The 13364-nt window shown below is 40.5% G+C and carries 12 protein-coding genes and 1 pseudogene; 7 read left to right on the plus strand and 6 right to left on the minus strand.

Annotated features, from left to right (window positions below):
* Positions 1–19 precede the first annotated feature (19 nt).
* From ACRCA4_RS01405 to ACRCA4_RS01420, 4 genes are all read right to left on the minus strand, one after another.
* Positions 20–2776 (minus strand): UvrD-helicase domain-containing protein, encoded by a 2757-nt coding sequence (locus ACRCA4_RS01405; RefSeq protein ID WP_433183099.1) that lies wholly within the window; start codon positions 2774–2776, stop codon positions 20–22.
* A 123-nt stretch (positions 2777–2899) separates the two neighbouring features.
* Positions 2900–3292, minus strand: coding sequence for a hypothetical protein (locus ACRCA4_RS01410; RefSeq protein WP_433183102.1), 393 nt, complete (start codon positions 3290–3292; stop codon positions 2900–2902).
* A 140-nt stretch (positions 3293–3432) separates the two neighbouring features.
* Positions 3433–4107 carry a hypothetical protein gene (locus ACRCA4_RS01415; protein WP_433183105.1) on the minus strand — a complete coding sequence of 225 codons (675 nt, stop codon included), beginning with the start codon at positions 4105–4107 and terminating at the stop codon, positions 3433–3435.
* Positions 4108–4758: 651 nt separating this feature from the next.
* Positions 4759–5217: a DUF4113 domain-containing protein gene (locus ACRCA4_RS01420; protein WP_433184390.1), complete on the minus strand. Its 459-nt coding sequence runs from the start codon at positions 5215–5217 to the stop codon at positions 4759–4761.
* Positions 5218–5462: 245 nt separating this feature from the next.
* On the opposite strand from ACRCA4_RS01420, the gene ACRCA4_RS01425 reads away from it, so the two are divergent.
* From ACRCA4_RS01425 to ACRCA4_RS01445, 5 genes are all read left to right on the plus strand, one after another.
* A complete protein-coding gene (locus tag ACRCA4_RS01425) occupies positions 5463–5684 on the plus strand; it encodes a hypothetical protein (RefSeq protein ID WP_433183108.1) in 222 nt (73 codons plus the stop codon).
* A gap of 28 nt (positions 5685–5712) precedes the next feature.
* Complete coding sequence (locus ACRCA4_RS01430) at positions 5713–6234, plus strand: hypothetical protein (protein ID WP_433183110.1); 522 nt, start codon at positions 5713–5715, stop codon at positions 6232–6234.
* 136 nt (positions 6235–6370) lie between these two features.
* The gene (locus ACRCA4_RS01435) at positions 6371–6631 is read left to right on the plus strand and encodes a hypothetical protein (protein WP_433183113.1); all 261 of its coding nucleotides are present in this window, start codon (positions 6371–6373) and stop codon (positions 6629–6631) included.
* Between the two features lie 35 nt (positions 6632–6666).
* Positions 6667–6987: a hypothetical protein gene (locus ACRCA4_RS01440; RefSeq protein ID WP_433183116.1), complete on the plus strand. Its 321-nt coding sequence runs from the start codon at positions 6667–6669 to the stop codon at positions 6985–6987.
* 13 nt (positions 6988–7000) lie between these two features.
* Positions 7001–7648, plus strand: a complete 648-nt coding sequence (locus tag ACRCA4_RS01445; RefSeq protein WP_433183119.1) for a hypothetical protein — start codon at positions 7001–7003, stop codon at positions 7646–7648.
* Positions 7649–7724: 76 nt separating this feature from the next.
* Here ACRCA4_RS01445 and ACRCA4_RS01450 read toward each other — a convergent pair whose 3' ends face one another.
* Positions 7725–8375, minus strand: coding sequence for a DUF6988 family protein (locus tag ACRCA4_RS01450; protein WP_433183121.1), 651 nt, complete (start codon positions 8373–8375; stop codon positions 7725–7727).
* A 547-nt stretch (positions 8376–8922) separates the two neighbouring features.
* Positions 8923–10923, minus strand: a complete 2001-nt coding sequence (locus tag ACRCA4_RS01455; RefSeq protein ID WP_433183124.1) for a TonB-dependent receptor plug domain-containing protein — start codon at positions 10921–10923, stop codon at positions 8923–8925.
* A gap of 468 nt (positions 10924–11391) precedes the next feature.
* Between ACRCA4_RS01455 and ACRCA4_RS01460 the strand changes: the two are divergent.
* Positions 11392–12189, plus strand: a pseudogene (locus ACRCA4_RS01460) (IS5 family transposase).
* A 449-nt stretch (positions 12190–12638) separates the two neighbouring features.
* Positions 12639–13355, plus strand: coding sequence for a tryptophan 2,3-dioxygenase family protein (locus ACRCA4_RS01465; RefSeq protein ID WP_433183127.1), 717 nt, complete (start codon positions 12639–12641; stop codon positions 13353–13355).
* The last annotated feature ends 9 nt before the right edge of the window (positions 13356–13364 follow it).

Here is a 13364-nt window from a genome sequence, read left to right on the forward strand (position 1 = left end):
GGGGATGGGTAGGCGCAAATTACTTGTACAGTGAGTGATGAATGTCGTGCAAAATGTTAATCACGCTTGCCTTTTTACTTTGACCCTTTGATGTATCGTAGTAAGGCAAACGATTTGGGTTGTAGAACACTTTTAGGCTGCGTTTTGCTCGCGAACAAGCCACATAAAGATTACACATTTCTTGCTTTCGTGTAGAAAGTTTGCCGTTGCCAAGTGACGTGTCAAAAATAAGCGTAATGTCGGCTTCCAACCCTTTACCTTGGTGAGTGTTTGTAAAGATAATTGCCATTCCGCTAGATATTTCATCTGCGGCCTCCTTAAGTTCAGTGATGATTTTTTTATAATTTGATAAAACAAGAACGCTTGGATTAGAGTTGAGTTCTTTAATCTTTTTTAGATCTCGAAGCAGCTCTGCTTTAGCTTGCGTAAAGTCAGCGAAAGGTTTTAATCGAGGCAGATACTGACTTTTATCTTGTGATATTGCTAACGTCAACGTACCGCTAATACCTTGACGAATAGCATTACAAAAATTAACGATGCCGTGATTGGATCGATAACACTTCCGCAGTGCGAACTTCTTCGCGTTGTGAAACATCATTGTGAAATTTTCTAACGCTGCAACCTTTGCGCCACGAAAGCCATATATCGACTGTGCTGGATCTCCGACGCAGAAGATATTGGCTTTCTGTCGGCTCAATGATTTTAGAATTTCCCACTGCACTTCACTTGAGTCTTGTGCTTCATCAACAAATATATATTTCAGTTGTTGCGCGAGAAATTTCGCGTTCCCGGTGTCGTCCAGCATCGTTTTCATGTTTAGCAAGATGTCATTGAAATCTTGCAGACGCCTATCCTCCTTATGTTTGCGATACAGCCGAAAAACCCTACAAACCGATTTCTCATAATCCACGAGTTCCGGCGCGAGTTTCTTAATTGAAGTTGGAATATGTGGTTTGACAAAGTTCGTACTGTGATTGATTACACGCACCACCTTTTTGCGTAATGAAGCACTACTACAGATCTCCTGATTACCTACGCGATTAATGAAGCGATTAATTAATGCTTCTGAATCATCAGCGCTGAGTACAGTTAGAAAATTGAACTTCGTGACTGTCTGATTACACCAACGACTGAATGTGCTTACTGATACTCGTTCTGCATCAGGGCACTTTTTTAGCAGTTGCTTTTTAAAGTGATTCGCTGCTTTTTTAGTGAAGGCAAGCACACAGATTTCTTCTGGTTCTGCTTTTTTTTGCTCTATGAGGTAACAGACACGCTTGATCATTGTCGTTGTTTTGCCAGAGCCAGGCGTACCCTCAACATAAATATTCTGCACATCAGATGTGATTATTTCATCCTGATCTGAGCAGCGTTCATGCAGTATTTCCTGAAATGGCACAAGTGAATCTCGCGCTTCATTAACTACCTGTGTGTAGTTGAAGTTCGATATAAAACCAACTTTCTGTGGCGTCAATATGCTCGACTGCAGTTGAGTTAAATGCGGTAAAAATGCAGCCAGTACTTTCTCTTCATCAAGCTTTAGGTAAGCGTCTTCCGCATTGAACAGCTCCCTTAGCTTTTTCATTTCGTCAACCGACTTGTCACGAACTAACTTTTTTAGTGTGCGGGGCGATACATGCTGTAGTGCTGATGGTTTAACAAATATCGTATTACCAAACTCAGGCTTTAGTAGCGCCAACTGGTGAAGGCGAAGTGTGACTTTCTTCCCATTACCCGATTTATTATCCTCAGTTAAGTAAAACTCATCTTCATGTTTAAACTCATAGCGTGCGATAGGAAGTAGTTCACTAAACGCTTTGTCATACCCACCGATTTCTTCTAGTAAGTCGTTAATATTTTCTTGAAGTCCTACCACAACTTCTTCAAATTGTTTGGTCAGTTCTTTTGCCAGTTTGTCATACACAGATGCACGTGAATTATCTTCACTCCCAAGGTTTGTTGTCATGGCCAGGCAGTTTTGATCTTCTGGATAACATGAGCCTGCGCTGACTTTTTTGTTAATGGTATCGATAAAGCAAAACAGCTGTGATACGCCAAACATGTTCATGCCTAAATCAACTCGAAGCACCCGTGAGTTGTTCATCAGCTGGGGATAACGATTGGCTTTTAACACAGACTTTAGATGTGAAAACACAAGATCTATCATCCCCGGCGCGAAACGTGAGGGAATAAACTCAATTTCTAGATTGTGAGGTAGGGGGCGGCCCAAATTTCTTGGATGCGATTTGTCTGCGAAATATATGTTCACATATTTATACGCATCACCATCAACTTTAAGTTCGAAGCACCTAGTGAAAAAAGGCTTGGTATCACCCTCTTTAAAACCCTTATTTTTATTTTTAGCGGCGAGACTGGTAACAGTCAGGTGGCTATTTCTGTTCTTAGTTTTTACTTTAAAGATCCCATCTTCTTTAGATAGGAATGAGCAGATGTCTTTCTCTGTCAGATCCACTGCGAGGGTTAGATAGTCGATATCAACCAATTCAGCACTGATATTCTGAACGTAGTTAGCTAAAAGCTGTTCCTGTTCTATTGCAATATTATGGTTGGTTATGACATCTATAACCTGTGCAGTGTTATTGACATGTTGGAACTGTGGCACAGTAGTACATGCATTAATTTTGCGCTGATGCGCTGTTTTAATAGCATTCGTTAACTTATTTTTTTTGAAAAAATCATTCAAAAATTCATTGTTAAAAAGTGAGGTCAGCGCAAAAGCGCGATTTGGCTCATCTATTGGTGGTTTAATTAGCATGGAATATCACTTCCTTAAAAACAGTAATTAATTAAATTTGCATGACATTTAAGAGAAAATTATCAAGCGGTTATGCTGTTGAAAGAGGTAGTTAGTTATTACCAACTACCTCTCAGTCCTTGCCTAAGAAGTGATATGTTGAGGAAGATGAAACCCTAAAGATTTGGCATGATCATGAACATGTTTTGCCTTAACGTTTTCGGGATTATTCATACCAATCTGCTCTGCTATTTTCAGCAAAATAATCTTTCGTGTTAGGGGAGGATAGAACTCCAATGCGAGAATAGTGGTAGTTTGAAATTGCGCGAATACAGCAATGTCTTCTGAAAATGATTTCAGAATTTCATAGCACTTTTGTTTCTCAACGAGAAGTGGATAAATTTCAGGGCAGTGGTTTAAACAAATTGTCTCCAGCGGATTAAAGTTGGATGCAGAGTGTATCGTGATGTATTGATGCAGTAGCTCGAAGTTATTAGTAACTTCAGTAATTAGATTTCTTGCACAAGAGTTGTTCATGAGTATCTCCAAAAATAAAAAAGAGCTCCTAATAACTGGGAGCTCTTTGGGATTTACAGATTTAAATAGTGTAAGAAACCGCTAGATTTTTAGACTGCAGTTCGTACTCTTTTGAATGTGATTTTTGACTTTCTAAGTGACTAATTTTGGACGCTGTCTTCAGCGACAATGCTATTCAGTGCGGTGAGGAGTTTCTTGAGCTTTTTCTCCTTTAACGTCTCTTTTAAGAACGTAGCAAGTTTTTTTGGTGTGCCATTCTTGACGAACTCTGCAATTAGTTGAGAAGAAATTTTATCCAATTTTGTTTTCTCAACGGGTGCATCGATATAACCTAATTCAATTGCTTTCTTTTTGACGCTTGAAGATGTTACATCGCAGAATTTTTTTTCATCATAATTGTCAGTCAGTTCTGAAATAATATGTTTGCGAGCCTTGATCTTTAGATCCCGCAGTAAACTTAGAGAGTTTGGAGTAAAACTCGCATAGTCGACCGGATTTAAACGCAGCGAGTAAGTGATTTCATAATGATGGCATTTACGGAGAACTGTTGTGTAATGACAATCATAGTGCATCTCGATAAATGCTTTTAAGTCTTTATATCCGAATTTATCCCAAAATTTTTCTACTGTTAGTAAATGCATAGCAGCTACATCATGTTTTGTATTACTTTTGAGAACTTTTACTATTGATTCTTCAGACACTTCGTTATCTGGAATATTGAGAATCCGGCAGGCCTGCGTAAACTGATTGTGTTTCCGTATTTTCTTTTTATCTGCAGAATTTTTATTGATGGATTTTGGGGTTGTACTTGTCATAAAAAACTTCCTATTTAATTAAAGCAAAAAGCCTGAAGACTAAGTCTTCAGGCTATGTTGGGTGTTGAGTTAATTTTGAAATTTAAAGGTGTTTTGTAACTGCAAGTTTGCAGCTGTTACAGATCAGGTAATCTGTCTTTTTACGGTAATTTATCTGACGATTAAGATCAGATTTTTTCCGTGAGATGCTCGACATGCAAATTTGTGCAAACTAAAAAAATTGTGCCGCGATATGGTGCTACTGTATTTCACCTATCGAACTCGACAAAACGATTTCAGTTTGAGCGTGGGCTATCGAGCTTGCTCAAGTTCTATTTCACTTGGCAATGTATTTACAGAATTTTAGGAGAGTTAAGTGCATAGAGACATGGTAAAGTTTGGTATGCAAGCTAAGGTTACCAAAATAAGGTTTTGGTTTCCATCGCTATTTCTGACACGGTTAAATTCTGAATTTTGATTTTTCATTATTTAAATCAGTGCTTTATGTGTTGCATAAATATTTTCGATAAAATGCATCGAACCGCCACCAGTTAAGGGCGCCTGAAAATCATCAGCCGAAACGAAACAACAGCGATTCGCTTGATAGAAACCACAGTTAATGAGTTCAGATTAATTATGGAGCGATGGTCGGTAGTTAGCTTGTTGCAGCCATTACTTGGCCACTGGAAGCTCCTGCCAGGCGGTGGTGTAAGCAGGTGATAATAGTTCCCGTTTCATGCTCCAGTTCTGTTTAGTGCCTTGGCTGGCAAACCATATGGTATTAGCGTGTTTGGTGTTCAGTTTATCCATAAGTAGCATTAGTGCTTGGTCTGATTTTCTTTGCACAATAGGGTCATCGAACAGGCTAGGCTGATATACGCCCGGGTCATAAAAATCGGCCAGCATCACTCCGGCTTTAGCATAGCGGTAGCCGGTAACCCAGAGGCTATCAAGTAACTGCATCGCCTTAGCTAGAAATATGCGGGTATCACTACTAGGTCTATCCAGCGCGATACTTTTGCTGGTGCTGTAAGGAGCGTCTTTTTCACTAAAAGGGCTGGTGCGTAAGAACACAGTTAGGTGCTTTGCTTCTTGCAGTTCGGTACGCAGTTTCTTGCAAGCGCGGCTTATGTATTACCCTCTCGCGAATCAGTCTTTCTAAGTATCAATGATTCAGACGTTTAAACTAGGGAGTGTTGTTGCATAATTGTGATTTTTATCGAAAGTAGTGACAACTTAATTGAAATTAACTATGTTAGTGACAAGGCATGCACTTTGTCGCTGATCTAGTTAAAAATCTGCACTTTAATAGATGTTAAAGTGCGAATCTAAATTCTGCAGCGAATATCTCTCAATACTACGAGGAAGTAACATTTATGGCGCATGAAGTATCGATTAATTTGCACACGAAGCTGGTACAACACAAAGATATTGAAATCGAGATTAAAAAGGATGGTGCCAAGTTAGGTGATTTACTAATTAGTAAGGGTAACATCGAGTGGCTACCTGCTGGGAACAGCGTTAACAAGTACCGTATGAGTTGGTCGACATTTGCTGAGTTCATGGAAGAGCATGGAAAGAATGTCCGTAAGGATTGAGAGATTTTGAGAACGTAATATTGTCAGGGTGGCAAAAGTAGTTAGAAGTGTGGTCATAAAACAGACACTTGAATATCTGAAAGATCGTTACATTGAAGAGCAGGCAAGATTTGATCACTTTGAAAATAAGTGCTCGAGATTCCTTACTTTTGTGACAGTAATTATTGCAGCATTGACAGCTATTTCGGGGATGAAAGATGGTGCAATTTTTCACCCAAAAACAAATTTATCTTGGTTAGTTCTTCTTTTGTTCCTATTAGGTGGCTTTTCCATTTTGTGTTCTTGGGGGCATGCTTTAATGGCAATTCGTATAAGTGAATGCTCAGTAATGCCGAAAAGTAGAGCTACTGCAGAATATCTTTTAGATGCTTCAGAAGAGCAATCACTTAAGCATATTTATAATTGTTACGTGGATACATTAGAAATACTAAGTTCACAGATCGAAGAAAAGTCGAAGAATCTTGAACTAGCCTATGGCGAGCTTACACTTAGTGCATGGTGCCTAAGTTCTGTTGCTGTGCTTACGATAGCACTGGAGATTTTGAAATGACCGAAGAAAAAAAGCCCCAAAATAATAACCAAAAGCCAGTAACTCCTCCACCAACTACTGAGAGTGTAAAGAAAAGTAGGGAGCCAAGTAATAATCAAAGAAAACGCTAAAGCAGCGGATGTGATAGGAGAAGCATATGTCACGAAGCAAGGAGTATGAAGAAGGATTTTCATCAAGAAAGTATGCTAACCCTTACCAACCCGGTACGCAGGAATATAATGATTTTGAGCGGGGTTGGGTGCAGCGATTAAAACGAAATATGCCTGTAGAGCTTACGTGGAAAGATGAAAACGAATATTGCGCACTGAATCGTAGTGCAAGTAAATCTGGGCTTAATCGCTTGCCACAACCAAAGCTTGGTTTTAAATCGTTACTTAAAAAATACGGTATTGATTAATGCTGATGCTCTGAATTACTAAGGAAAGATGAAATATGTGGTTGGTAGAGTTTATGGCCTTTGTAAGTGTGCCGCTCTTTTTAGCTCTGATTTTTACAAAAACTAGGGCTAATGAATTAAAAGAAGAACTATGGGAACTACGTGATAAATATCAGAGACATTTATTTCCACACAGGCATATATCAGGCCGTGGAGATTACGCTGTAAAGTACTTTTTAGATGGCATCGAGTATATAGAACACATAGTTAGTGTAAAAGAACAGAATGATTTGATAAATCGGCTAATTAATGAACCTGGTATCGGTAAGATTGTCGGTTACAAAATTGGGTATAAAGACTGGGAATCGTGGAAGTAGGCTTAATATTTTTATGAAAAATAGTGAAGATGTAGAAGATCCTTTGAAATCTTTAAATGAAATCTGCTCACCAGACCCACGACAAAAAAACTTTTCCGGTAGCCTTTCTGATAGGCATAGTATTTTAAGTGAAATTAATTTACATGTAGGCGTTCCAGTTGATGTTCGACAATTATTTGAAACGGCCAAAAACTTATGTCTGTATACTTGGTTTGTTTACAGATTTCATCAAGTCGCTGAATTACAGGCATATGTCACATTAGAAATGGCACTTAAGACCAAATTTATTTCTCAGTATCCAGACGAAAAAGTGCCTACCTTAGCAAAGTTGTTAAAGACTGCTGACGATGAGAGATGGATTAATAATGAGCGATTTCCCAGCTTAATGTTTCGAGCAAAGAGAAATGCATGGAGCAAGAAAAATTTGGAATTGGCTCAGGAACATGATTTTGATTCTTGTCCCGAATTGGTTTGCCAGGAACCTACAGAAATTGAGGTAGCTGAAGCATTAGCTGACTTGGATATTGTACGAGGTATAACAAGCACCGCTAATAAACTTCGTAATAACTTAGCTCATGGTTCAACCACTTTGCACCCAAATAGCATGTCAACATTGAAGATCGTCTCAGAAGTGATCAATCAGCTCTTTGAAGATAGATAAGTGATTTGTTTCCCCTAAAGAAACGATAGGTAAACCTGAAAAATTTGATAACAGTTTTTAGGTTGGCAAGTACGGTTTAGGTATGAATAATTGGCAAGCAATCGACGAAGTGATGATGCATCTTTCTGACCGGCTCCATGACTTCCTCATATCCAGTCAGAATTGACAGCATTTGCATATTTATAGCAGCAACAGCGTTGCAGTTTCGAAGTGAATCATAGATAACTTTGGGTTCATAACCTATGCCATTGCTGACAAGTGCAGCAAGACCACTGTGTGTAAAGCTATTAAACGCTGAATTGTTAATGCCTCTAAAGTCATTCAACTGACCGAGGATATGCGCTGGTGCTTCTGAATTATCAAGCGCTTTAAGCATATCTGCTATTAGTGGCGTTTCTAGCTTCTTGATTTGGTCTGGACCAACTTTACCTGCAGTTGCGAGTTTATTAAACCAAGCCTCAGTATCAGCGTACATGAGCCAAAATCCACGAATCAGGCTTTCGTATTGGGGGCGCATCAATGCAAAGCCCGATGATGTAAAACCATCAGCAATTAACTTAAGAGAAGAGAGGCCATGTTCAAATGATAAAATACCTGAGTGAAAGGCCATTTGCCATTTAAGCTCCGGCATCGCTCCAAGATGTTGTAACTGCTCAACATGCTCGGCCATAAAGTCGTACATTTCAAAGCAGCGTGGTAATAGTTCATCTAATTCCTTTTCGAACACAACTAATCCTTTAAAATTGATAAAACAGAATTTTTGTAAACACACGTACAACAGAATAAACATAACTGACGTGAAAGTAGAGTTGTTGTAGTACTAACAGCGCCAACAGAATTAAGTTATACACATATGTGAAAAACTGAGCTACTACATAAGGTTAAGCTTTATAATAACTTACTGTGTTGCAAAAATGTAACTATTATCTAAAGTAGTGACAAAGTTAGCAGAATTCACTAAGTTAGTAACAGATAATGCTATTTGTCACTAAGCTAGTGAAAATAGTGCGCTTTAATAAGTATTAAAGTGCACTATTGGCGATATTAAGTACGGAGCGAATTATTTGAAGATTTACAATTTCGGGGAGTTGTTCAAGCACTACCGCGCTACATCTTAAATGGATTAGAGAAAGCGGGTTCGGTCCTTACTCGCCAAGTCAGTTAAGGAGTGCCGACTATCAGATTTGACTGCGCTCAGTTACTTTCGGGTATCAGATACACCATAAAATATGGGACATCCGTGTCCACATCTTTTATCTGGTGTGGAGACTGAACTAGAAGGTGCCTGAAAGAACCAGTTGAACTGCTAGTTTGTTTCTGCGTCTTGACACTTGGCTTCCGACAAATTCGCCACCACGGTCATCATTGTAAAACAGCCTGGCCCTGTCGTTTTTTGCGGTGTTGGCGTTGTTTACCTCAAGACGGGTTTTGAACCCAAAAAATCGCGTGGTTTCAGCGAAAAGATGAAACACATCTTCATTATTGTAGATTTGTAGCTCGTCTACTAAAAAGCGGCGCTCAACATAACTGTTGTTGAAGTCGATGCCCCATGAGAACTGTTGCTTAGTCAAATCTTGTCTAAGTTTAACTGTTAACTCTTTTGGAATATCACCATTGACGGGTCTTGAGCGTTGCACTATCGGATCATCGAAGTCTGATTGATTATAAGCGTATGACACTTCCAATAAACCATTAGAAAGTATCATGTCGATAGGTAAGCTTAAGTCAGTTTTAATTCCCCAAACGGTGGCTTCACCCGCGTTACCCAAGCCCTGACTTCCGTCTGATAAGGTGATCTGCTCTAAGATACCTGAGCGCCATTGGTGATATAAGTTGAATTTAAAGCTGCCACGCTCGCTAAAGTTGTAGTCATAAGTCGCTGAAAACTCGGTGACTCTATCGGGTGCTAGGTCTGGGTTACCTGAGGTTGTTCGACCATCAAGGGCTTGGGTACTGGCGGCAAAGTCGTCAAATTCTAACTGATTAACACGGCGGTCAATCTCCACAATCACCCGTTGGTCTTGCTCAATGCGGTAAGTTGCAGATAATCGCGGCTTTAAATATATGAAAGATTGCTCCTGTTGAGCGTTACCAGATACTTCAATTTTAGAAAACTCAGCGGTCAGTCCGCCTTCCATGTTAAGTGTTTTGGCAACATGCCAGTTAAAACTTGAAAACGCTTCCATACGCAACTCTTGTACGGTTACGTCACTGCCGGCAAGTGACAGGGGGATACCGTTTTCTGTGAAGCTTAATTCACTATCGAGCTTATTATTTGCAACCTCTACACCAAACTCAGGTTTAAAATCCATGTTGCCTGCTTTTTTCACTGTGGTGCGGGCTATAAGCTCTGATTTCAGTTTGCTTTGATTAAATTTGCTGGCGAAAATGTCGTTAGCATCTAAGTTATTGAGCGAGTATTTATTGTCATAAGTATAGTCTTTAACAAGGCCCAGCCCCATGGTGCGCCAGTTCCAACCGTTAAGGTTCATATTCCAGTTTATACCGAGCTCGGCGATATCATCTTGGGTTTCATCATAGAGTTTCATCAAAGCATCGGCTGAACCTTCATAAGGTAAACTATTGCTGAAGATGTCTCGGGTTGTATCACCGCTCCATTTATCGCTGCCAAGGCGCGCTTTTAAAGTCAAAGCACCGGTGTCAAATTGACGAGCCAGCTCACCGTTAATAAACGCCCAAGTAGAGTGAGAGGGGAATTTCTCAAAAGCGCTAGAAATCAATTGATTGGTGGCGTTGCGATTTTCTATGGTTGCTTCACGGTAGGACGGGCTTTGGCCTATATCAAAGTCAAAGGCACTACTCCAACTCGCTAAGTTGGTGGTTAGCGCCATCGCAAGGCTTGGAAGCGCGTCACCGTCTGGCGATCGGTTATATTTCAGCGTCCAAGTCGTGTTGGTGCCACTGTGTTTGCGCAGGACATTGGCGACTATGGTTTGCCCAGCTGCTTCACCACCACCGACACCGCCACGAATGATTTCAATTCTGTCTACTTGGTCAGCAGGAATGCGTTTCAACTCGCCACTTAACCCACCCGATTTGGCGGTAGGTCTTGCGCCATCTATAAGCACATTGCCAGCATTTGCACCAAAACCTCTATTGCTACTACCTTCATCAAAAGTAAAGCCGGGTAAGCGCTCTATCATTTGCAGGGCATTTTGCGGACGGTATTGTTCAAAAAATTGCGCGGGGAAATCCTGACGTCCTGAATGTTCTGTGGTGTTTTGCTGTTCGCCAGCCTGTGAAAATGGAGTCAAAGTAATTAGCACTAATGGGCAGATAAAAGCGCGGCAGAACTGGGATAATTTCGTGGCTCTAGTTCTTTGATTATGTATGAGCATGTCTGTGTTCCTTTAAATTGTATGCACATCAGTCCGATTAAAAATGCCAAAAATGGGTTTCGTTAAGGAATTTCTACAAAATGTGAATCATGATAATAAAAAAAGTGGGTTGTCCGCCAAGATTCGCGCAACTAATACAATTTTTGACTTATTGTAAAGGAAAAGTGTGGTTATGTGTGTAAAGTTAAACGTAAATAAATATTTTGTTTTATTTATTAAAATTTTATCTGTGTAATGTATGGACAATGCTAATTATAATGTATAACATTATTTTGACATTTGCCATATCACTATGTTAATGGTGTTTTTAAACTAAGGAAGGTAAGCACAAGTACCAGATGTAAGATCTTGGTATTGTGACCTGAACCATGGATGAGCAACCGAATGAGCCAGCAACTGACTTTTTCCGACAGTGAATTTCAAGCCAAGTGCCACAGGCCCAATCCACTGCAAACATGCTGCGTATTCACTGCATGCAGTAGAGGTACAAGTTGAGCGGCGAGAACATGGACGACGCCTTCTATCAGATCGCCTCTATGCGCCAGTTTACCTGCCTCTCAATGGATAAGGGCATTTCTGACCGAACCATCATCATGAACTTCCGGCATTTGTTGGTGAAACATAGACTGGCCTGGAAAATTTTCGCTACCGTCACCCAGTGGCTTGCTGACTGTGGCGTCATGATGACTCAGAGCACATTGGTGGATGCCACCATCATCCAAGCGTCTAGCTTCACCAAGAACAAAGATAATGCCCGCGATAAAGACATGCATCAGACTAAGAAAGGCAATCAGTGGTATTTCGGCATGAAAGCGCACATTGGCGTGGGTATTAAAAGTGGCCTGACTCAAAGTCTGGTGACCACAGCAGCCAATGAGCACGACCTCAATCAGGAAGGGCACTTGTTCCAAGGTAACGAAGCCTTTATTTCGGCAGACTCATGCTGTCTGAGGATCTGGCAGTGCGAAGAGTTGAACCATGTCAGTGCAGACTGGCTTATTGCCAAGCGCACTAGCAAGGTGAAAGGACTGAAAAAGAAGCGAAGAAAGGACAAGTTTCTCATCCGTTTCGGATCATCAAATGTCAGTTTGGCTTTATAAAAGCTAGGTACAAGGGCTGCTCAAGAACGACAGTCAACTGGCGATATTATTCACCTTGGCAAACTTGGGGCGGGTTGACTGATTGATACGGGCACAGGCAAGAACTACCTAAAATTGGAAAATCGGCCTAAAAAAGCACCGCAGAGGCAAAATTTGGAAAAATCGAGCCTCATAGCGCCAAAATGATGATTTTGGGCATTCAGTAGGAAGAAGTGAGCGACTTATTAGCTCCTTCCCTAATTATGTTTTCAGCGTTGTTTTTTAGTTTATTTCTTAAAGCGTAGCGTTAAGTAAACCTGTCAAATCGACTGTTATGGAGTTGTTTGTAATAGGGAAAAGCTTCGATTGTTGGAGTCGTGAACAGGTGTATTTCAAAATTAATTGTTAAACAACAGCCCTTATCAACAGGGGCTACGGGTTCCTGTTGCCCTGTGCTGTTGTTTTTTTGGGAGACGGTCAAATTTTTAAAGACCACTCTTTTTCTTTTTATGGACTGTGATTGCAGTATATCGGTATAGAGGATAAAAAAGTATGAAAGAATTAACTGCGGTTAAAAAGAAAGATTATTCACCTGTATTGACTGGTAAAGGTAATGATGATTACGCAAGGTATATGGGGACCGACACGTTACTGAGCCTACAACGTACTGCCGAAGAGAGATTACATCGCGATGAGATGCTATTTCAGGTGGTGCATCAATCAACAGAATTATGGTTGAAATTAGGCTGCCACGAATTAGCTGACGTCATCGAGTTTATCGAAGGTCGTGTTTATGCCGATGCTACCGCGCTGTTACGCCGCGCGTCTTTTGGTATCGAGTTAATTATGAATCAATTGGAAATGCTCAAGTTCATGACCCCTTGGGATTTTCAAGGTGTTCGTCCGGCGCTGGGCAACGGCTCTGGCTTTGAATCTCCTGGTTGGAGAAACATTCAAAAAAATGGCGAGCTGATCAATCAAGCCTTTGAAAACCTCATCGCAGAGCGCAAGATTGACTTGATATTGCTGTATAAAGACCAGCGTAATTCACCTCTTTTTGAGTTGTGTGAAGCTTTGATTGATTGGGATGAAAAAGTCAGTTTGTGGCGAACCCGTCATTACAAGATCGCAGTGCGTACCATCGGATTGAACACCATTGGGACCAAAGGCACCCCCATTGAAAAATTGACTCGTCTATTGAACACCCATTATTTCCCAACTTTGTGGGATCTACGCACACAATTGACTAAAGACGACGCTGCCTATTAATCATTCAAC

This window comes from Rheinheimera sp. WS51, assembly GCF_050936095.1.
Lineage (GTDB): Bacteria > Pseudomonadota > Gammaproteobacteria > Enterobacterales > Alteromonadaceae > Alishewanella.